This is a genomic window from Simplicispira piscis, assembly GCF_054783455.1.
Window position 1 is genome coordinate 1 of the sequence record NZ_BAAGQN010000013.1, and the last position, 20,358, is coordinate 20,358.

General features: G+C 63.9%; 23 protein-coding genes. 14 read left to right on the top strand and 9 right to left on the bottom strand.

Annotation, left to right across the window (positions count from 1 at the left end; translation table 11 throughout):
* Positions 1–156: 156 nt before the first annotated feature.
* Positions 157–2,364, bottom strand: coding sequence for a malate synthase G (locus tag ACYVOC_RS07375; protein ID WP_116005174.1), 2,208 nt, complete (start codon positions 2,362–2,364; stop codon positions 157–159).
* Between the two features lie 161 nt (positions 2,365–2,525).
* Here ACYVOC_RS07375 and ACYVOC_RS07380 point away from each other — a divergent pair, with 161 nt between their 5' ends.
* From ACYVOC_RS07380 to ACYVOC_RS07390, 3 genes are all read left to right on the top strand, one after another.
* On the top strand, positions 2,526–2,678 hold the full coding sequence (locus ACYVOC_RS07380) for a hypothetical protein (RefSeq protein ID WP_158550310.1): 153 nt from the start codon (positions 2,526–2,528) through the stop codon (positions 2,676–2,678).
* Between the two features lie 155 nt (positions 2,679–2,833).
* The gene (locus ACYVOC_RS07385; protein WP_116005173.1) at positions 2,834–3,766 is read left to right on the top strand and encodes a LysR family transcriptional regulator; all 933 of its coding nucleotides are present in this window, start codon (positions 2,834–2,836) and stop codon (positions 3,764–3,766) included.
* A complete protein-coding gene (locus tag ACYVOC_RS07390; protein WP_116005172.1) occupies positions 3,763–4,221 on the top strand; it encodes a DUF2214 family protein in 459 nt (152 codons plus the stop codon). The genes ACYVOC_RS07385 and ACYVOC_RS07390 overlap by 4 nt, the downstream gene beginning before the upstream one ends.
* A 60-nt stretch (positions 4,222–4,281) precedes the next feature.
* On the opposite strand, the gene ACYVOC_RS07395 is transcribed toward ACYVOC_RS07390, so the two are convergent.
* Positions 4,282–4,572: a PsiF family protein gene (locus ACYVOC_RS07395; RefSeq protein WP_116005171.1), complete on the bottom strand. Its 291-nt coding sequence runs from the start codon at positions 4,570–4,572 to the stop codon at positions 4,282–4,284.
* 121 nt (positions 4,573–4,693) lie between these two features.
* On the opposite strand from ACYVOC_RS07395, the gene argS reads away from it, so the two are divergent.
* From argS to ACYVOC_RS07435, 8 genes are all read left to right on the top strand, one after another.
* Positions 4,694–6,391, top strand: coding sequence for an arginine--tRNA ligase (gene argS, locus ACYVOC_RS07400; RefSeq protein WP_461161341.1), 1,698 nt, complete (start codon positions 4,694–4,696; stop codon positions 6,389–6,391).
* A 14-nt stretch (positions 6,392–6,405) separates the two neighbouring features.
* Positions 6,406–7,032: an SPOR domain-containing protein gene (locus ACYVOC_RS07405; protein WP_116005169.1), complete on the top strand. Its 627-nt coding sequence runs from the start codon at positions 6,406–6,408 to the stop codon at positions 7,030–7,032.
* Between the two features lie 50 nt (positions 7,033–7,082).
* Entirely contained in the window at positions 7,083–7,748 is a 666-nt protein-coding gene (locus tag ACYVOC_RS07410; RefSeq protein WP_116005168.1) for a thiol:disulfide interchange protein DsbA/DsbL, read from the top strand.
* A gap of 171 nt (positions 7,749–7,919) precedes the next feature.
* The gene (lptA, locus tag ACYVOC_RS07415) at positions 7,920–8,642 is read left to right on the top strand and encodes a lipopolysaccharide transport periplasmic protein LptA (protein WP_461161342.1); all 723 of its coding nucleotides are present in this window, start codon (positions 7,920–7,922) and stop codon (positions 8,640–8,642) included.
* Between the two features lie 11 nt (positions 8,643–8,653).
* Positions 8,654–9,421, top strand: coding sequence for an LPS export ABC transporter ATP-binding protein (gene lptB, locus ACYVOC_RS07420; RefSeq protein ID WP_116005167.1), 768 nt, complete (start codon positions 8,654–8,656; stop codon positions 9,419–9,421).
* A 199-nt stretch (positions 9,422–9,620) separates the two neighbouring features.
* The gene (locus tag ACYVOC_RS07425) at positions 9,621–11,189 is read left to right on the top strand and encodes an RNA polymerase factor sigma-54 (protein WP_461161343.1); all 1,569 of its coding nucleotides are present in this window, start codon (positions 9,621–9,623) and stop codon (positions 11,187–11,189) included.
* Positions 11,190–11,371: 182 nt separating this feature from the next.
* Positions 11,372–12,583 carry a M20 aminoacylase family protein gene (locus tag ACYVOC_RS07430; protein WP_116005165.1) on the top strand — a complete coding sequence of 404 codons (1,212 nt, stop codon included), beginning with the start codon at positions 11,372–11,374 and terminating at the stop codon, positions 12,581–12,583.
* A complete protein-coding gene (locus tag ACYVOC_RS07435; protein ID WP_461161344.1) occupies positions 12,580–13,674 on the top strand; it encodes a M14 family metallopeptidase in 1,095 nt (364 codons plus the stop codon). The genes ACYVOC_RS07430 and ACYVOC_RS07435 overlap by 4 nt, the downstream gene beginning before the upstream one ends.
* Before the next feature lie 60 nt (positions 13,675–13,734).
* Here ACYVOC_RS07435 and ACYVOC_RS07440 read toward each other — a convergent pair whose 3' ends face one another.
* Together ACYVOC_RS07440 and ACYVOC_RS07445 are read right to left on the bottom strand one after the other, a co-directional pair.
* Entirely contained in the window at positions 13,735–14,250 is a 516-nt protein-coding gene (locus ACYVOC_RS07440; RefSeq protein WP_461161345.1) for a DUF922 domain-containing protein, read from the bottom strand.
* Between the two features lie 50 nt (positions 14,251–14,300).
* Positions 14,301–15,887: a wax ester/triacylglycerol synthase family O-acyltransferase gene (locus tag ACYVOC_RS07445; RefSeq protein ID WP_461161346.1), complete on the bottom strand. Its 1,587-nt coding sequence runs from the start codon at positions 15,885–15,887 to the stop codon at positions 14,301–14,303.
* 145 nt (positions 15,888–16,032) lie between these two features.
* On the opposite strand from ACYVOC_RS07445, the gene ACYVOC_RS07450 reads away from it, so the two are divergent.
* Positions 16,033–16,287 (top strand): acyl-CoA-binding protein, encoded by a 255-nt coding sequence (locus ACYVOC_RS07450; RefSeq protein ID WP_461161347.1) that lies wholly within the window; start codon positions 16,033–16,035, stop codon positions 16,285–16,287.
* 92 nt (positions 16,288–16,379) lie between these two features.
* Complete coding sequence (locus ACYVOC_RS07455; RefSeq protein ID WP_165829131.1) at positions 16,380–16,550, top strand: hypothetical protein; 171 nt, start codon at positions 16,380–16,382, stop codon at positions 16,548–16,550.
* Positions 16,551–16,637: 87 nt separating this feature from the next.
* On the opposite strand, the gene ACYVOC_RS07460 is transcribed toward ACYVOC_RS07455, so the two are convergent.
* The 5 genes from ACYVOC_RS07460 to ACYVOC_RS07480 are packed head-to-tail and all read right to left on the bottom strand — an operon-like array spanning position 16,638 to position 19,666.
* Positions 16,638–16,970 carry a polyhydroxyalkanoic acid system family protein gene (locus tag ACYVOC_RS07460; RefSeq protein ID WP_461161348.1) on the bottom strand — a complete coding sequence of 111 codons (333 nt, stop codon included), beginning with the start codon at positions 16,968–16,970 and terminating at the stop codon, positions 16,638–16,640.
* Between the two features lie 11 nt (positions 16,971–16,981).
* The gene (locus ACYVOC_RS07465) at positions 16,982–18,112 is read right to left on the bottom strand and encodes an aminopeptidase (protein WP_461161349.1); all 1,131 of its coding nucleotides are present in this window, start codon (positions 18,110–18,112) and stop codon (positions 16,982–16,984) included.
* A gap of 13 nt (positions 18,113–18,125) precedes the next feature.
* Positions 18,126–18,773 (bottom strand): MFS transporter, encoded by a 648-nt coding sequence (locus ACYVOC_RS07470; protein ID WP_461161350.1) that lies wholly within the window; start codon positions 18,771–18,773, stop codon positions 18,126–18,128.
* A 33-nt stretch (positions 18,774–18,806) separates the two neighbouring features.
* Positions 18,807–19,178 (bottom strand): arsenate reductase (glutaredoxin), encoded by a 372-nt coding sequence (gene arsC, locus ACYVOC_RS07475; RefSeq protein ID WP_461161351.1) that lies wholly within the window; start codon positions 19,176–19,178, stop codon positions 18,807–18,809.
* A complete protein-coding gene (locus tag ACYVOC_RS07480; protein WP_116005156.1) occupies positions 19,175–19,666 on the bottom strand; it encodes an Lrp/AsnC family transcriptional regulator in 492 nt (163 codons plus the stop codon). Before ACYVOC_RS07480 ends, arsC begins: the two co-directional genes overlap by 4 nt.
* Positions 19,667–19,733: 67 nt before the next feature.
* Here ACYVOC_RS07480 and ACYVOC_RS07485 point away from each other — a divergent pair.
* Positions 19,734–20,358 (top strand): EamA family transporter (locus tag ACYVOC_RS07485; RefSeq protein ID WP_461161352.1); only part of this gene is annotated, 625 nt, incomplete at its 3' end.

A 20,358-nucleotide genomic window follows, 5' to 3' on the forward strand; every position in this document is an offset into this window, starting at 1 on the left:
TCAAGCGCTCTCGCAGCAAGTTCCCAACAAAAAAAATGCCAGTCAGGGCTTAACTGACTGGCATTGGCCCGAAGGCGCCGTTTGTTTTCTATAAAAATAGCCTCCAGCGCTTTACTGTCAAGCGTTAGAAGCTATCAACATGATAGTTCGTGAGGCTTAGGATGCCGCCTTAACCTTCAGACGCCAAGCGTGCAGCAGGGGCTCGGTGTAGCCGCTGGGCTGCTCCAGGCCCTTGAAAACGAGTTCGCACGCGGCCTTGTAAGCCATGCTGGTCTCGAAGTTGCCCGCCATGCGTTGGTACAGCGGGTCGCTGCCATTTTGCTGGTCCACCACGGCGGCCATGCGCTGGAAGGTCGCCTGGATGCGGCCTTCGCTCACCACGCCATGCAAAAGCCAGTTGGCCATGTGCTGGCTGCTGATGCGCAGTGTGGCGCGGTCTTCCATGAGGCCGACGTTGTGGATGTCGGGCACCTTGGAGCAGCCTACGCCCTGGTCCACCCAGCGCACCACGTAACCCAGAATGCCTTGAGCATTGTTGTCGAGCTCTTGCTGGATTTCGGCGTCGCTCCAGTTCGGGCTGGCGGTAACGGGAATGGTGAGCAGGCCGGTCAGCAGGTCGTCGCGCACGGCGTTGAAGTCGGTTTTTTCCAGCTCCATCTGGATGTCGCTGACGTTGACCTGGTGGTAGTGCAGTGCATGCAACGTTGCACCAGTGGGGCTGGGCACCCAGGCAGTGTTGGCGCCAGCTTTGGGGTGGGCGATTTTCTGCTTGAGCATTTCGGCCATCAGGTCGGGCATGGCCCACATGCCCTTGCCGATTTGCGCCTTACCGCGCAGGCCGCACGAGAGGCCGACCAGCACGTTGTTCTTCTCGTAGGCGGCAATCCAGGCGCTGGTCTTCATGTCGCCCTTGCGGATCATCGGGCCCGCGTGCATGGCGGTGTGCATTTCGTCGCCTGTGCGGTCGAGGAAACCCGTGTTGATGAACGCCACACGGCTCAGTGCGGCAGCAATGCAGGCCTTGAGGTTGACGGAGGTGCGGCGCTCCTCGTCCATGATGCCCAGCTTGACCGTGCTGTCTGGCAAGCCCAGCAGCTTTTCGACGCGGCCGAACAGCTCGGCGGCAAAGCCCACTTCGGCCGGGCCGTGCATCTTGGGCTTGACGATGTAGACGCTGCCCTTGCGCGAGTTGCGGATGCCGTCCTTGCCATGGCCCTGCAGGTCGTGCAGCGCGATGGTCGTGGTGACCACGGCATCCATGATGCCTTCGGGGATTTCGCGCTGAACGCCCTGCGCGTCGGTGTACAGGATGGCCGGATTGGTCATCAGGTGGCCCACGTTGCGCAGGAACATGAGCGAGCGGCCATGCAGGCGCACGGCCTCGGCGGCGCCATTGGGTGCGGTGTACAGACGGTCGGGGTTCAGGCCGCGGGTAAAGGTCTTGCCGCCCTTGGCGACCTGTTCGGTCAGGGTCGCCTGGATGATGCCCAGCCAGTTGCGGTAACCCAGCACCTTGTCCTCGGCATCCACGGCGGCGACCGAATCCTCCAAATCAAGAATGGTAGACAGGGCCGCTTCCAGCACCACATCGCTGACGCCTGCTGCGTCAGATTTGCCAATGGGCGTGCTGCGGTTGATCTGGATGTCCAGGTGCAGGCCGTTGTGCTGCAGCAGTACCGATGTGGGTTGGGTAGCGTCGCCCTGGTAGCCCTTGAACTGTGCTGGGTCTTTCAGACCGGTGCTGCCGCCCGCCAGCGAGACCACCAACTGGCCATTCTCCACGCGGTAGCCGGTGGCGTCCTTGTGCGAGCCGCTGGCCAGGGGGGCCGACTGGTCGAGCACGTCACGCGCAAAGGCAATCACCTTGGCGCCACGCACGGGGTTATAGCCCTGGCCCTTTTCGGCGCCATCGGTCTCGGGAATGGCATCCGTGCCGTACAGCGCGTCGTACAGGCTGCCCCAGCGTGCGTTGGCGGCATTCAGGGCGTAGCGGGCGTTCAAGATGGGCACCACCAGCTGTGGGCCTGCCTGCACGGCCAGTTCGTCATCTACGTTGGCCGTGGTGGTCTGCACGTTGGCAGGTTGGGGCACCAGGTAACCGATCTTCTCCAGGAAGCCACGGTAAGCCACCATGTCCTTGATGGGGCCGGGGTTGGCCTTGTGCCAGGTGTCCAGCTCAGTCTGCAGGCGGTCGCGCTCGGCCAGCAGGGCGAGGTTGCGCGGCGCCAGGTCGGTCACGATGGCGTCAAAGCCCTTCCAGAAAACTGCCTTGTCGATGCCGGTGCCGGGCAGAACCTGGTCTTCGATGAAGCGGAGCAGGGGAGTAGCCACTTGCAGGCCGTGGACGGTGGTGCGATCGGTCATGGAGAAAGCCTTCTTGAAAGAAATGAAAACAGCGGCCCGCGCGAGGCAAGGGCCATATCAACACTGTATTGCAAATATGAATAGGCATAAATAACCAAAAAAGCTCAAAACTAGTGACTTATTGGTAAGAGTGGAATGTGTCCGTACAGGCTGGAGATGCCGTGGCGATGGGCAGTTTTGTGGGCATTGGCTTTGCCGAATCCATTGCGGTGGAGCTGGCAGACGCCGATACCGCCATGCTGTGGTTTGCGCTTTGCCTGACGACGATTTCGGTATCTTTATTTTTCCAACCAACTTTTCACTCAGGACACTAGGCGTTTCTGAAGTCACAGCCGCGAATGCTATTGAATACATAGCTGTTAGCGCTTATTGAATAAGCGCTAGAGGCTAATTTGAGCCATATCTCTTAAGCCTTGCACATGATGTGCGCATGATTCGTTCTGGGGGTTTGTCTCCATAATTGGCGCCCATGGACAAACTCAAGGCCTTCGAGTCCTTTGTATCGGTCGCTACGCGCGGCAGCCTCACGGCCGCAGCGCGTGCCGAAGGCGTGGCGCCGGCCATCATGGGCCGTCGGCTGGATGCGCTGGAGGAGCATCTGGGCGTGAAGTTGCTGGTGCGCACTACGCGGCGCATCAGCCTCACGCACGAGGGCAGTGCTTTCTTGGAGGACTGCCAGCGCCTGCTGTCCGATGTGGCCAATGCCGAGGCCAGCGTGTCGGCCGGTGGCGTCAAGGCCAGCGGACATTTGCGTGTCACCGCGCCGGCCGGCTTTGGCCGCCGCCATGTGGCGCCGCTCGTACCGCGCTTTCGGGCGCTGCACCCGGATGTCACCATCTCGCTGAACCTCAGCGACCGCGTGGTCGACCTGGCGGGCGAGGGCTTTGACTGCGCCGTGCGCGTGGGCGACCTGCCCGACTCCTCGCTGGTGAGCGTGCGCATTGCCGACAACAGGCGCCTGTGCGTCGCCACGCCGGGCTATCTGGAGCGCCGTGGTACGCCCCAGCACCCCACCGAACTGGCCCAGCACGACTGCCTCACGTTGTCGAGTGAGGCCTCGCAAACACGCGGTTGGGCCTTTCGCATGCCGGGCGAAGATGGCAGTAGTGAGGTGGTACACCTCAAGCCGGGCGGGCCGCTGGACTGCTCGGACGGCCAGGTGCTGTACGACTGGTGCCTGGCAGGCCATGGCATTGCCTGGCGCAGCACCTGGGAGGTCGAGAGCGAAGTCGCCTCTGGCCAACTGGTGGCTGTACTGGAAGACTATGCCGCGCCGCCCAACGGTATTTTTGTGCTGTTTCCACAGCGCAAGCACCTGCCACTGCGCGTGCGGCTGTGGATCGACCACCTCAAGCACCACTACGAACAACCCCAATTCTGGAAAACCGGAGCCCCCGCATGACCCTGGAAGCCTTGCTCGCCTTTTTCCATCTGGTGGCCATCATGACCATGGTGGTCTTCATGGCCAGCGAAGCAGCGCTGTGCCGCATGGAATGGATGAACCCCGCCGTGGTGCACCGCCTGGTGCGGTTGGACCTGATCTATATGGTGGCGGCCGCCTGCGTTTTGCTGGCAGGCCTGGCGCGCACCTGGTGGGGCATGAAAGGCGTGGGCTGGTACTGGAGCCAGCCGCTGTTGCATGCCAAGCTGGGGCTGTTTGCCGCCATGTGGCTGATGTCGCTGCGGCCCACGCTGTCGTTTAGGCGCTGGCGCCGCACGCTAGAGGCCACGGGGGCCTTGCCGCCCGAGGACGAAGTGCGTGCTGCGCGCCGCTGGATCATGATCGAGACGCACCTGCTGGGCTTGCTGTTGCTGGCGGCGGCCTTCCTGGCGCGGGGTGTGGGCACCCGGGGCTGAAAAAGACAAAACCCCCGCCAGGCCAGGCCTGCGGGGGTGTGGTGTGGGGGAGCGTAGCGCTTATTTCTTGAGGCACTCGCTCATGAAAGCCTTGCGCTCGTCACCCTTTTTGCCTGCGGCTTCGGCGTTGCAGGTTTTCATTTTGGTCTGTTGGGTTGCCGCTGCTTCGGGTTTGTTGCTCAGGCAGTTCTTCATGAAAGCCTTGCGCTCATCGCCCTTCATGCCCGTGGCTTCCTTGTTGCAGGTGGCCATCTTGGTTTGCTGCTTGGTCGGCGCTTTCTCTTCAGCGGCATGGGCGCTGCCCAATGCCAGTGCCATACCCAGTGCGGCCAGGGAAAGAAGCTGTTTCATGGTGACTCCAGTAAAAAATGGAAGGGGAAACCCCTGCGGAATTCCATCACACAACGGGCCACGCTACAACGGGGATGACCCACTGCGTGGCGGCTCGGCCACGGCCCCGTAAAATCGGTTGATGCTTTCTGCCAAAAATGAATTGCTGGCCGCCTTGGCGGCTGAGCTGGACCAACTTTCTCCCGGTGCCGGTGCCCGGGCCGCTTTTGAGTCGCCCAAGGTGGCGGCCCATGGTGACTTTGCCTGCACCGCCGCCATGCAGCTGGCCAAGCCGCTCAAACTCAACCCGCGTGCTTTAGGCGAACAACTCAAGGCGGCGCTGGAAGCCACGCCTGCTTTTGCGCGCTGGGTCCAGGCCATTGAAATCGCCGGGCCGGGTTTTCTGAACATCCGTCTCCAGCCCGCTGCCAAGCAAGAGGTGGTGCGCGAGGTGCTGGCCGCTGGCGAGCGTTTTGGCCATCAAGCTGGCAATGGCCAGCAGGTGCTGGTCGAATTCGTCTCGGCCAACCCCACGGGCCCGCTGCATGTGGGCCATGGCCGCCAGGCCGCGCTGGGCGATGCGATCTGCAACCTGTTTGCCACCCAGGGCTGGAAGGTGCACCGCGAGTTCTATTACAACGACGCGGGCGTGCAGATCCAGACGCTGACCCACAGCACCCAGTTGCGCGCCAAGGGCTTCAAGCCGGGTGACGACTGCTGGCCCATCGACCCCGAGAACCCTGCGAGCAAGGCCTTCTACAACGGCGACTACATCCAGGACATCGCCAACGATTTCCTCGCCAAGAAAACCGTCAAGGCCGACGACCGCGCGTTCACCGCCAGTGGTGACGTGGCAGACCTCGAATCGATCCGCCAATTCGCCGTGGCCTACCTGCGCAACGAGCAGGACAAGGATCTGCAGGCCTTCAACCTGAAATTCGACGAGTACTACCTGGAGTCCAGCCTGTACACCAGCGGCCGCGTCGAGGCCACGGTGAACCAGCTCATCGCCAACGGCAAGACCTACGAGCAGGACGGCGCGCTGTGGCTCAAGAGCACCGACTACGGCGACGACAAGGACCGCGTCATGCGCAAGCAGGACGGCACCTACACCTACTTCGTGCCCGATGTGGCCTACCACATCGCCAAGTGGGAACGGGGCTTTACCAAGGTTGTCAACATCCAGGGTACCGACCACCACGGCACCATTGCCCGTGTGCGCGCGGGCCTGCAGGCGGCCGATGTGGGTATCCCGCAGGGCTACCCCGACTACGTGCTGCACACCATGGTACGCGTGGTCAAGGGCGGCGAAGAGGTCAAGATCAGCAAGCGCGCGGGCAGCTACGTCACGCTGCGCGACCTGATCGAGTGGACCAGCAAGGATGCGGTGCGCTTCTTTCTGCTCAGCCGCAAGCCCGACACCGAGTACACCTTTGATGTGGACTTGGCGGTGGCCCAGAACAACGACAACCCCGTGTACTACGTGCAGTACGCCCATGCGCGCATCTGCTCGGTGCTGGCAGGTTGGGGCGGCGACGTCGCGACGTTGGCGGGCGTGGACCTCTCGCCACTGGACGGCCCGCAGGCCCAGGCGCTGATGCTGCAACTGGCCAAATACCCCGAGATGCTCACCGCAGCCACCGCGGGCGAGGCGCCGCACGACGTGACCTTCTACCTGCGCGACCTGGCCGCGAGCTACCACAGCTACTACGATGCCGAGCGCATCCTGGTGGACGATGAGGCCGTCAAGCGGGCACGCTTGGCCTTGGTCGCAGCCACGGCGCAGGTATTGCACAATGGGCTGGCGGTGTTGGGCGTATCGGCCCCCCGCAGAATGTGAGCGGTAACTGACTTATGAAAAAACAACAACAGGGCGGCACCATTGTCGGCTTCATCCTTGGCCTGGTCGTGGGCCTGGGCGTGGCGCTTGCCGTGGCGGTTTATGTGACCAAGGTGCCCGTGCCCTTTCTGAACAAGGGCAGTACCCGTGGCGTGGACCAGGACGCTGCCGAAGCACAGAAAAACAAGAACTGGGACCCCAATTCTCCGCTGTACGGAAAGAACCCAACCCGTGCCGTAGTGCCAGCGCCCGTGGCATCTGCACCCAACGCTGCGGCTTCTGCCGATGCGCGTGCGGCAGCGGTGCCTGCCAAGGCTGCAGCCAGCAAGGCGGAGAGCAAGCCGGGTGCCGACCCACTGGGTGACCTGGCGGTTGCCAAGGCTGCGGCGGCGGGCAATGTGGACCCGTTTGACTACTTCGTGCAAGCCGGTGCCTTCCGCACCCAGCAGGATGCCGATGCGCAGCGTGCCAAACTCGCCATGCTGGGCTGGGAGGCGCGTGTGAGCGAGCGCGAGCAGAACGGCCGCAATGTCTTCCGGGTGCGCGTGGGCCCGTTCGTCAAGCGGGATGATGCCGACCAGCTCAAGGAAAAATTGGCCGGGGCCGGCGTTGAGGCCGCCCTGGTGCGCGTACAGCGCTGAACTTTACCTCAGACCGCTGCTCAGATACCCCAAGAACAAGGAGTGATTGAATGAAACGACGTGTGTTTTCCCTGACCACTGCCACGGCCCTGGTGGCTTCGGCCTTGCCACTGTCTGCGCTGGCCCAGGGCGCGCAGCCCAAGGAGGGTAAAGATTACGCCAAGCTGGGTAAGCCGGTAGCCACCGATGCGCCTGCCGGCAAGGTCGAGGTGATCGAGTTCTTTTGGTACAACTGCGGCCATTGCAATGCCTTTGAGCCCACCCTGGAGGCCTGGACAAAGTCCGCGCAGGCGAAGAATTTGGCCGTGCGCCGTGTTCCTGTCGCTTTCAACAAGAGCTTTGAAGCCCAGCAAAAGCTGTACTACGCTCTCGAAGGCATGGGCAAGGTGGGTGAGTTGCACGCCCGCGTGTTCCGTGCCATCCATGTGGAGAAAGTGAACCTTGCGAAGGAAGATGCCATCCTGGAGTGGATGGGCAAGCAGCCCGGCATCGACATCGCAAAGTTCAAGGAGATGTATGGCTCCTTCAACGTGGCGAGCCAGGTGCGCCGCGCTGCACAGTTGCAGGAGGCCTATGGCGTCGAGGGTGTCCCCTCCATGGGTGTGGCAGGGCGGTTCTACACCGACGGCACCATGGCCGGCAGCCTTTCGGGCGTGCTGCAGGTAGTGGAATACCTTGCAGGCGTGGTGCAAAAGGGCGCAGGTTCCAAGGGCTAGACAGCGTCGCTTGCACAGTGCGCAGGCCTTTGCGTGCCACAAGCCCGCCCCTGGCGGGCTTTTTTACGTCCCGGGTTTATGACGCAACAGTGTCAGGGCTACAATGCTTGCAAGATTCGTGCCCTGCACATTTCGCGTGCCCTGGAAGGGTATGCTTCTCTGGAAAGCCGCATGGACATTCATTCTTCGATTCCTCCGGGCGACCGCAGTCCGGGCGTAGGCGCAAGGCACCTGACAGGGGGGTATGCAGGACGCCTCCTGCACCGCTGGGTGCCTGCCCTGGCGTCTCTGGCCCTGCTGGCTGGGGTGGGCGGGGCGCAGGCAGAAAAGGCCGACCGGAGCAAGCCCATGAACATCGAGGCCGATGCGCTGCGCCACGACGACCTTAAGCAAACCAGCGTCTTTACCGGCCGTGTCGTGATGACCAAGGGCAGCATCGTTCTGCGCGGCGCCCGCCTCGAAGTGCGGCAAGATGCCGATGGGTACCAAGCCGGCGTGGTCACAGCCGACGCCGGGCGCCGGGCGTTCTTCCGCCAGCGGCGCGATGGAGCGCCAGGTGCTCCCGAAGAGTTCATCGAAGGCGAGGGCGAAGTGATCGAGTACGACGGGCGCAGCGACACGGTGCGCTTTGTGCGCAATGCCGAGCTGCGCCGCCTGCGGGGTGCTGTGGTCAACGACGCCATCACGGGTGCCGTGATCGTCTACAACAACCAGACCGATGTGTTCACCGTGGACGGACAGAAAACAACCGGCGATAACCCAGCCGGTGGTGGCCGCGTGCGGGCCGTGCTGTCGCCCAAGGAGGTCGTGCCTGACACGGCCGCGGCGCCAGCGGCTGCAGCTTCGGCGCCGGGCTTGCGTTCCAGCACCACGCTTGGCGGTGGTGCCAAGTGAGCGCCCCATCGATGCCTGCGGGCGCGCAAGCCGCGCCAACGAGCCGCCTGGAAGTGCTGCACCTGGCCAAGTCTTATGGCAGCCGCAAGGTGGTCAAAGACGTTTCGCTGGAAGTGCAAAAAGGCGAAGTGGTCGGCCTGCTGGGGCCCAATGGCGCGGGCAAGACCACATCGTTTTACATGATCGTCGGGCTGGTGCGCAGCGATGGGGGCGATATCCGCATCGACGGCCAGTCGGTGGCGCACATGCCCATCCACCGGCGCTCGCGCCTGGGGCTGTCGTATCTGCCGCAAGAGGCCTCCATCTTTCGCAAGCTCACGGTGCAGGAAAACGTGCGCGCCGTGCTCGAACTGCAGCGCGATGACCAGGGCCAACCGCTGCCTGCAGCCGTGATCGAAGAGCGTCTCACCGCGTTGCTGCAGGAGCTGCGCGTGGACCATTTGCGCGATTCTCCCGCGCTGGCTCTGTCGGGTGGCGAGCGCCGCCGCGTCGAGATCGCCCGCGCGCTGGCGACACAGCCACGGTTCATCCTGCTCGATGAACCCTTTGCCGGCATTGATCCCATCGCCGTGATCGAGATCCAGCGCATCATTGGTTTCCTCAAGGAGCGCGGCATTGGCGTGCTCATCACCGACCACAACGTGCGTGAAACGCTGGGGATCTGCGACCACGCCTTCATCATCAGCGACGGGAATGTGCTGGCCCAGGGCACGCCGTCTGAAATCGTGGACAACGCCGAGGTGCGCCGCGTGTACCTGGGCGAGCATTTCCGGATGTGAGTGTGGCCCCCACGCTCCCTCACTTCGTGTGGTCACTGCCCCCCAAGGGGGCCGCGTTTTGCCTTGGGGGCGGCCCGGCGGCAAAACATAGCCCCCACGCTCCCTCACTTTGTGTGGTCGCTGCCCCCCAAGGGGGTCGCGTTTTGCCTTGGGGCGGCCGGGCGGCAAAACCATTGCTGGCCCGGGTGAAAGTGCTCTCATGAAGCCCGGTCTCTCACTGCGCGTTTCGCAGCATCTGGCACTGACGCCGCAGCTGCAGCAATCCATCCGCCTGCTGCAACTTTCCACGCAAGAGCTGTCGCAGGAAATCGAGCAGATGCTCGATGAAAACCCTTTCCTCGAACGCAATACGGAAGATGCGCCGCGCGAGGAGTTCGGTCTGGCCCAGTCCGACGTACCAGCACAAGGGGACGATGCGGCGGCTGAGGTTGCTATTTATTCAGGAGCTGATGGCGTAAGTACATCAAGCCTTGAAGGCAGAAATGATGCGGATTCTGTGGGTGCCTCCGATGAACCCGACTGGGGCGGCGACGGCACCACGGAGATGGCCGCAGACGATGGCGAATGGGGGGGCGACGCCCCTGCGCGCAACAACGGCAGCAGCGATGGCGACAGCGAAGCCGACGCTGCCGATTTGGCGCATGGCCATGAGTCGCTCACGGCATTTCTGCACCGACAGGCACTGGCGCTGCGCCTGTCGGCACTGGACCGGGCTGCGCTGCAATACCTGATCGAATCGTTGAACGACGACGGTTATCTGGAGGATTCCCTGGAATCCCTGGCCCTGGGGCTGGCAGGCGAGAGCGATCTGGAGCAGATCGAAGAGCTGGTGCACCGCTTCACCGTGGCGCTGCGGCTGCTGCAAAGTCTGGAGCCCTCCGGTGTGGGGGCGCGCAATCTGGCGGAATGCCTCACCCTGCAACTCCAGGCACTGCTCCAGGACGGCGTTGAAAATCCCAGCACAGTGCAGAACGCGCTGTGCATCTGTCGGCAACCGTTGGAGTTGCTGGCACGCCGTGATGTGCGCCGCCTCGTTGCGCTGTGTGGCACCAGCGAAGAGCGCACGCGCGCCGCCATGGCCCTGATCGCCCGGCTCGAACCGCGCCCCGGGCGTCGCTTTGCTGATGTGGAGCGCAACATCGTGATTCCCGATGTGCTCGTGACCCGTGTGGGCCGCAGTGGCCAGCAGTTCAATGTGCAGCTCAACCCCGATGTGATGCCGCGCCTGCGTGTGCACGACATCTATGCCGGAGCCCTGCGCGGCCACAAAGGGGGGGATGGACACCAGGCCTTGCAGCAGCGACTGCAGGAGGCGCGCTGGTTCATCAAGAACATCCAGCAGCGCTTTGACACCATCTTGCGTGTCTCGCGCGCCATCGTCGAGCGGCAGAAAAATTTTTTCGTGCATGGCGAACTGGCCATGCGGCCGCTGGTGTTGCGCGATATCGCCGACGAGCTGGGCCTGCATGAATCCACCATCTCGCGCGTGACCACGGCCAAATACATGGCCACGCCGCAGGGCACTTACGAGCTCAAGTATTTTTTCGGCTCGGGCCTGGGCACCGACACCGGCGGCAATGCGTCGAGCACGGCCGTGCGCGCGCTCATCAAGCAGTTCGTCGCCGCCGAAAACCCTGCCAAGCCGCTGTCCGACAACCAGTTGGCAGAAATGCTCAAGGAACAGGGCATCGAGTGTGCACGCCGCACCGTGGCCAAATACCGCGAAGCGCTCAAGATACCCACAACCACTTTGCGCAAGGCGCTGTAGACGCAGGTGCGCGGTGTTGGCGGGCCGATGACCGCGAACCAGCGGTTGCCGCGTGATGGCAAGGGCCCGTGGCGTCGCCGTGCTGGGGGTTGATAACCATTCGCCGTGCTGGGCAGAGTTTGCTCCTGGCCCACCTGCGTCCCTGGCATGGGTAGACTGTTGCGAAGAAGGAGCTACCGTCCATGAAAGTCATCGACTCCATCGCTGCCCAGGCAGCACTCATTGCTGCGGTGCGCCGCGACATCCACGCCCATCCCGAACTGTGCTTCGAGGAATTGCGCACCGCCGATCTGGTGGCGCAAAACCTGGCCGACTGGGGCATTCCCATTCACCGCGGCATGGGAACCACCGGGGTGGTGGGTATCGTGCACGGGCGCGACGGCGGCGCGTGTGGCCGGGCCATCGGCCTGCGCGCCGACATGGATGCGCTGCCCATGCAGGAGTTCAACACCTTCGATCATGCCAGCCAGCACCCGGGCAAGATGCACGCCTGCGGCCACGACGGGCACACCGCCATGCTGCTCGCAGCGGCGCAGCATCTGGCAAAGCACCGTGATTTCGATGGCACGGTCTACCTGATTTTCCAGCCGGCCGAGGAAGGCGGTGGTGGTGCGCGCGAGATGATCAAGGATGGCTTGTTTGAGCGCTTTCCCATGGAGGCCGTGTTTGGCATGCACAACTGGCCAGGCATGGCGGTGGGCCAGTTTGCGGTCAGTCCCGGACCCGTGATGGCTTCGTCCAACGAATTCAAGATCACCATCCGGGGCAAAGGGGGCCACGCCGCCATGCCGCACACGGGCATCGATCCGGTGCCGATTGCCTGCCAGATGGTGCAGTCGTTCCAGACCATCATCAGCCGCAATAAAAAGCCCGTGGATGCGGGCGTGATTTCGGTCACCATGATCCACGCAGGCGAAGCCACCAACGTGGTGCCCGACAGCTGCGAGCTGCAAGGCACGGTGCGCACCTTCACTCTGGAGGTGCTCGACCTGATCGAGCAACGCATGCGCCAGATTGCCCAGCATGCCTGCGCCGCGCACGACGCCCAGTGCGAATTCGAATTCGTGCGCAACTACCCGCCCACCGTCAACGCCCCCGCGGAGGCCGCGTTTGCCCGCAAGGTGATGGCCTCCATCGTGGGCGATGCCAACGTGCTGGCGCAGGAGCCCACCATGGGCGCCGAAGACTTTGCCTACATGCTGCAAGCCCTGCCCGGGGCCTATTGCTTCATTGCCAACGGCGACGGCGACCACCGCGCCATGGGCCATGGCGGCGGGCCGTGCACGCTGCACAACCCCAGCTACGATTTCAACGATGCGCTCATCCCGCTGGGCGCCACCTATTGGGTGCGCCTGGCCAACGAATGGCTGGGCCAGCCTAAGGGCGCCGCATGATCGGGATCACCGACGCCTTTGCTGGCAGCTACGCCCGCGCCCGCGTGCAGTTTCTGGAGGCCGCGGCCACCGCTGGGCTGCCGATCGAGTCGCACGCCCACCCGCTCAAGGGGCGTGATGGGGAAGACCTGGCCATGGACGTTGTGCGCGACGGCCCACCGGACGCCGAAAAGCTGCTGATCGTCAGCAGTGCCTGCCACGGGGTCGAGGGGTATTGCGGCAGCGGTGTGCAGGTCTATGCGCTGCACGATGCCGCTTGGCGCGAAGAAGCGCGCGCGCACGGCGTGGCCGTGCTCTATATCCACGCGCTCAACCCCTATGGCTTCTCGCACACCCGCCGCACCACGCACGAAAACGTGGATTTGAACCGCAACTTCCAGGACTTCAGCCGCCCCTTGCCGGTCAACGAGGCCTACCGCGAGGTCGAGCCCTTTTTGCTGCCGTCCACCTGGCCGCCTGCAGCCGACAACGTAGCGGCGGTGGAGCAGTTCATCGCCACCCGGGGCGAAGCGGCCTGGCAGGCCGCCATCTCGCAGGGGCAGCATGAATTTGCGCAGGGGATGTTCTTTGGCGGCACGGCGCCCACCTGGAGCAACCACACCCTGCGCCAGGTGCTGCGCCAGCATGGAAGCCGGGCCCAGCGCATCGGCTGGATTGACCTGCACACCGGCCTGGGGCCCAGCGGCCATGGCGAGCGCATCTATGCCGGGCGCGACGATCCTGCCGCCCTTGCGCGTGCCCGCCAATGGTGGGGGGGCAACGGAGCGACACCCATTACCTCGTTCTACGATGGAACGTCCACTTCAGCGTTTCTGACGGGCCTGATGTGGACCGCCATCTACGACGAATGTCCGCAAGCCCAGTACACCGGCATTGCCATGGAGTACGGCACCCTGCCCATTCTGGACATGCTGCAGGCGCTGCGTGCCGAGCATTGGCTTCACATCCACCCGGAGGCGCCGACAGCATTGGCAGCGCAGATCAAGGCGCAGATGCTGGCGGCCTTCTACACCGACACCGATGCCTGGAAAGGCCAGATCATTGCCCAGGCGCGGCAGGCCTTGTTCCAGGCAGTGCAGGGGCTTGATTGATAGTGTTTTAGGGCTCAAGCGCTTATCCGGTAAGCGCTATAAGCTATAAAATATATAGCATCAATCAACCTGTGCGCCTTGTGTTGCACCATGCCGTGTGTCGCGGTCGTAGGTTTTTTCCAGCGTGGCCTGTTCGGCCAGCAAGCGGTGGCCCAATGCATTGGCTTGCCGCTCCAGAGTGGGGCAGTCCGGGGCCTCGGACAGGGCGGCGATGCCCTGGTCGATGGACTGCGCGGCCCGGCGGCCGAACTGCACATGGCCCTGCTCGTGCTGGTGCAAGGCCCGGGCATAGCGTGCGAACCGGGCCTGCTGTGCATCGGTGGCGGTGCGCAGCACGGGCATTTGGATGCGGGTGGACAGCCGTGTGCTGACGCGGGCGATGCGGCAGTGCCCGGCCGCATCACGGTTCCACCAGAAATTCCAGTGCACGTTCCACTGCGTATGGCCATGAAAACGCTGCCCGCCCTCGCGGATGGGGGTGGCCGCATTGAGGGCCTGGCGCAGTGTCTGGCCAGGCGGGACGTCCACCGTGTACGGCTGCTCGGCGTGTTCTTCCGTGACCTCCGCAAAGGCCATGCTGCAGGCCAGCAGCAGCGCAACTGCCGGGGCCGTGCAGAGCGCGGCTGTTACTCTTCCTCGCCCCACGGCAGCATCAGCGTGAGGGTAGAAAGCGCGGCGAATTCAGGTGCAAAGGCGTCAATGATTTGCTGTGGCTCGGGGCACAGCTGGGTGTCGGTGATGACCCCAAACTGCACGCCGCCGCCGTAGCTCAGAATGGACACGCCCAGGCCCACATGGCCCGACTGGGGCACCCAGAACATGCACTGCGTCACGCGCGAGCCGCACAGCGCCAGCGGTTCGCGCGGGCCGGGCACGTTGGTCATTACGGCCGTGGTCTTGCGGCTGAACAGGCCCAGCAGGGCGTCCTGCGCCGGCTTGATGAGCAGGCCGGCCACGGCCAGCAGGCCAAACGCCAGCAGTGGCTGCGTGCTGCCCTTGAGCGCGGCCATGCGGCTGCGCACTGCATACACACGCTCGATCGGGTTGGTGATGCCGATGGGCAGTACCAGCGGCACCAGGCCGAAATGGTTGCCCAGCTTCCAGGCCTCTTCCATGGGCCGCAGGTTCACCGGGATCATGGCGCGGATTTCTTTGCCCGCGGTGTCGTCGCCGTGGCGGCGCAGGTAGCTGCCGATGGCGCCGGCCACGCAGGACAGCAACACGTCGTTGACCGAACAGTTCAGCGCCTTGCCGATGGCCTTGACCTCGTCGAGCGGCAGTGGCGGGCACCAGGCCACGCGCTTGGCGTTGCCGGGCATGCCCTTGAGCAGCGTGGGGGAGTCATCGGGCATGAGGGCCAGTGCGGCCGCATCACTGAGGAGCTGGTAGCCCAGGCGGGCCGCATCCATCGAACCGGCCAGGCCGTGCTGCACGGCCTTTTCGGGGTCGAGCAGCATGTGCAGCGATTTGGCGGCGCTCTCGCCCACCAGGTCGAGCGCTTTCACGGTCATGCCCGTGAAGGGCTTGATCAGCGTGTCTGCAATCCAGGCCTCGGCGTTGGCTGCGGTCTTTTTGCGGCGTTTGGGGGGCTCTGTACCCCCGTCCACCAGCGACATGGTGACCGAGATGAGGGCAATGCCATCGGCAATGCAGTGGTGCAGGCGCACCACCAGGGCGCTGCCCGGTAGGCCATCGTCGCCCACGAAATCTTCCACCAGATAAAAGTGCCACAGCGGGCGCCGGGGGTCGAGCGGTTTCATGGCCAGGTCGCCCACAAAATTTTGCAGCGCTGCCTGCTGGCTGACCCCCCGGCGCCGGGGCAGTGTGATGCGCTGCACATGGGCGTCGATGTCAAAGCGCTGGTCCTCGACCCAGGTGGCGCCTGCGGCGTCCTCGACCACGCGCTGGCGAAAGCGCGGGTACTGCAGCAGGCGCTGCTGCACCCGCTCTTGCAGGGCCTGGAGCGAAATGCCGGGCGCGACGGTCCACACGCCGTTGATCATCATCAGGTTGCTGTCCGAATCCATGCGCAGCCAGGCGGTATCGACTTTGCTCATGCGCTCGCCCGACAGGCCCAGCATGCCGCTGGCGGCGCGGCGCACGGTTTTTTGCATGGCCAGGGCGGCGTCGCGTGCGACGTTGCTGGCGCTGGGCTGATCCGTGGGGGCGGCGGGCGTGCCTGCGGCGGCGCGTGAAGGGATGCGGGTCACCATGTGCGGAAGGTCCTGAGGGTTGTCATTGGAGGCGGGCGTCTATGGATTTTCGCCATTGTGGCCGCAGCGTAGCCGTAAGATACATCGTTGCAGGGGGTTGGCTCCCCCGTTTTTTCCCACCCCCTGAACCCAGGAGCATCTGACCATGGCTGATCTCAACGCCGCTTTCGAAGCTGCCGTAGCCCAATCCAAGAACCTCAGCGAACGCCCAGACAACGCCACGCTGCTCAGCATCTATGCGCTGTACAAGCAAGGCACCGCAGGTGACAACGCTGAGAAGAAACCCAGCTTTTCCGACATGGTGGGCCGTGCCAAGTGGGACGCCTGGAGCAAGCTCAAGGGCACCGAATTGGACGCCGCCAAGCAGCAGTACATCGACCTCATCCAGTCACTGAGCTGATCGCTGGCCAGGGCCCGGGCAGGGCCTTTGGAAGCCTTGCCCCGCGCCTATGGCCTAATATGGGTTTTCCAACCATTGACAGAGACTTCGCCATGGGCAACAAGATCGTTACCGAAGCAGACCGTAAATTCACCCCCCAGCCCAAGCCGCTGCCAGGCATGAGCCTGCCCACCAGCGGTCGTGGCCAGCGCGTGAGCCTGGAGCGCGGCGTGGCCACACGCAGCAAAAAGAACCCGGGCAAGCGCTCGAAAAAGGGCGGCTGACCGCTCGCAACGCGCGGATCGCCGCACGCAAAAAAGCCCTCGAAAGAGGGCTTTTTTGCGTGCGCACAGGCGGGTGTTGCCCGGCCCTCAGGCCTTGGGCGCCGCTGGTTTCTTTTTCTTGCCGACCTTGGGCGGGTGCAGCAGCGTGTCGAGCTGCTCGGCAATCTCGGTCTCGATGCGGGCCTTGAAAGCGCTGACCAGAAAACCCAGCTCGGCCTTGAACTCAAACTGGTCGCCCAGCACCTGCAAGGTGCCCTTGATGCCGGCACGGGTGAAATACACGGTGTCCTGGGTGTCGCCTTCTTCGTAGGCGCATTCCATGTCGAATTTTTCCTCGGCTTGTTCGGCCCATAGGAAGGCGATTTTGCGGGCCTCGGGCATGCCCAGGTGGTGGTGGCGGTGGATGTGGATCACGGACATGTTGCGTCTCCTCAATGGGGGCTGGCGTTGACAGGTAACAGGGCACGCAGACGCTCGGCGCGCACCGGCTGCGCCAATGCAGTCAGTTCTTTGACTGCATCATAGAACGGTTGCCAGCGCCGTCCCGACTGTTCAAACAGCGCTTCGAAGGCTGGTACCCATTCGTCATAGGCGGCCTGCGCAGCAAAACTGGCGTTGTTGGCGTGCTCTACCCATCGGTCGTAGCCGGCCTGTTGTGCAGGGGGGGCGTTCCAGCGGCTGCGCAGTGCGGCATAGTCTCTGCGGAACGCATCCATCGCTTCTGTTTTCATAGCTGATAGCGCTTTCTCATCAAGCGTTTGAGACTGATTTGATGTGTATATTTCGAGCAGACGTGCGCGTGTCGTCCGCGTCAGGGCGCGGAACTGGTTGCGCCGCGCTTGGCTGGCGGCAAAGGCCTCGCGGGCCTGGGGCGTGGCCTGCGTGGCGAGCCATTGGGCGCTGCCCAGGCGCTCCACAGCCGTGGCAAAAGATTCGTTGAACAGCGTGTCGCCGCTGGCATACACCACCTGGTGTGCCAGCTCATGGAACAGCAGGCGCACGAAGTCGCCCTCGGGCCAGCCGATGAAGGTGCTCAGCAGCGGGTCGCCACCGGCCCAGTTCATGTAACCCAGGGTGGAATAGGCAGGCACGCCATACACCTCGACCTCGAGCCCCTGCGCAGCCAGGCGTGCGCCCTCGGCCTGGGCATCGGCTTCGCTGAAGTAGCCCCGGTAGCCAATGCAGCCCGTCACCGGAAAGCACCAAGTGTGCAATTGCAGGGCATAGGGCGGCGCCGCCACCACGTTCCAGACAGCGGCTGGTCGTTGCAGGTCGGCGTAGCGGCGGTAGCTGTCGTTGTCGGGCATGGCCAGTTCCGTCACGGCAAAGTCCCGGGCACGTTGTGCCAGGCGCAGGCGCTCGCGCAGGGCCGGGGCCAGGTCGTCGCGCGCGATCCAGGCCTCCAGCGGCTGAGCGGCCTGCATGATCTGGACATGGCCGCGCACGGACTGCCAGTAGTACGCCAATGCACTGTCGCCATGCGCGCAGCCTGCCAGGACGAAAAACCCCGCAAAGGCGAGGGGCCTGTAGACGCAAAAACGGGCAAGGTGTGAAAGGGGCATCGGTCGGTAAAAATCAAGGGGGCGAGCGCTTGAGCGCCCACAGGGCCAGCACCACCGTCAGCCCCAGCGCTCCGGTCAGCAGGATGGCCGAAGCGCCTGCACGGTCGAGCAGCAGGCCAAACAGCAGTGGGGCAAAAGCCTGCGCCACGCGCGCTGGTGCCATGAGCCAGCCTTGGCGCATGCCATAGCCCGCAGGCCCAAAGAGTGCCAGCGGCAGGGTGCCCTTGGCAATGGTCAGAATGCCATTGCCCGCGCCATGCAGCGCGGTGAAAACCGCCGCCGCAGGCCCGCCCAGCGTGACCAGCAGCAAGGCGCCCAGCGGGTGTGCCATGGCGATGCCCATCAGCGCCCAGGCTGCAAACAGGGTGACGGGGCCCTGTGCCAGCGTCAGGGCTGCCAGCGCCAGCGCAAACACCATGTTGGTAGCCAGCAGCACCGGGCGGCCGCCATGCCGGTCAATTGCGTGGCCCGCCAGCGGGCCCAATAGCGCCGAGACGACGAGCGCCAGCGAGAACGCTGCAAAGACCGTCGGTGTACTGACCCCCAGGTCGCGTGCCATGGGGGCCGCCAGCATGGCGGGCAGGTAGTACGACGAAGCCCAGGCCAGGGTCTGGGTGGTTCCCAGGCATGCCACGGCCCAGCGCTGTGGGTGGGCGGTCATGGCCGATCCTGCGTCACGCTCTAGAAGGGCAGTTTAAGCGCCCGGGGTGGCGGGCGGCAGGAGGTCGAGCACCTGCTCCGGCGGGCGGCACAGCCGCGTTCCCCGGGGTGAGACGACGATGGGGCGGTTGATCAGTACGGGGTGCTGCAGCATCGCTTCGATGAGTTGGGCATCGGTCACGCCGGGCTGGTCCAGGTGCAGTTCGGTGAATGCGGCTTCCTTGCTGCGCACCAGGTCGATCACTGGCCCGCCGCTGGCGGCCACCAGGGCCAACAAGGTTTCACGGCTGGGCGGGTGGCGCAGGTATTCGATGACCTCGGGTTCGATGCCGTGGCTGCGGATCAGGGCCAGGGTGTTGCGGGAATTGCTGCAGCGGGGGTTGTGGTAGATGGTGATGGTGCTCATGGTTCAGTCGGTTTGGCCAGCCAGCCCAGATCCAGCGGGCGGTCTTCAAATTCGGTGTTCAGCACGACGGTGCTGGTCGTGCGGGCCACGCCCTGGATGGCCTTGATCTGGTAGATCACATCTTCCAGCGCACGCGCATGGGTGGTACGGATTTTGGCCAAAAAATCGTATTCGCCTGCCACGCTGTGCAGCTCTTCCACTTGTGGCATGGCCAGCAGGCGCGGTGCCACGTCGCGGCAGTGGATGCCGCCATCGTTGCGGATCGCCACGAAGGCGGTGAAGTTCAGCCCTACGCGGTCCGGGTCCACGCTGATGGAAAAGCGGCGGATTACGCCTTTTTCCAGCATTTTCTTCACCCGCTCGTGCACGGCAGCGGTGGATAGCCCCACCTCGGCACCAATGTCGGCATAGGAACGACGGCCGTCTGCCGCTAAGGCCGAAATAATTCTGGAGTCAACGTCATCTATCTGAATATTTGCTTGCGTCATGGGGTGTATTCGGTAAAAATTCAGAAATTGACAAAATTTCAAACAAATTTTCGGTAAAGCAGAGAATATGACGTCTATTTTCAATATGCAAGCCGCCAGCCGGCGGGGTATGGCTTTGGCCGTGGCGCTGCTGCTGGTCTATGTCGTGTGGGGAACCACTTACTTTGCCATGGGCATTGCTCTAGAAACCATGCCGCCGCTGCTGATGAATGCGGCGCGCTTCCTGTGTGCCGGGGGGGTGATGCTGCTGGTGGCCCTGGCACAAGGACATACGCTGCCCACGCGGGCGCAGTGGCGCAGCAGTGCCGTGGTGGGAGGGTTGATGGTCTTCCTGGCCATGAACTGCATTGGCTTTGCGCAAAAAATGGGCATCGGTTCCGGCCTGATGGCCACCGTGGTCACCACCATGCCCATGTGGCTGGCTTTGTGGACGCACTGGGGGGGTGAAAAAGTGCCTGCCACCAGCTGGGCCGGGCTGGCGCTGGGCGTGGTGGGGGCATTGCTGCTGGCGCTGGAGGGCGATTTCTCAACCTCCGGCTGGGGCGCGCTGTTGGCTTTTGGCGCGCCGCTGTGCTGGAGCCTCGGCTCGTATGCGTCGCGCAGGCTGTCGCTCCCGCCACCCGCCATGGCGTCGGCGGCGCAGTGGCTGGTAGGCGGTGCGATGGGGCTGGTGGTGGCGCTGTGGTTTGAGC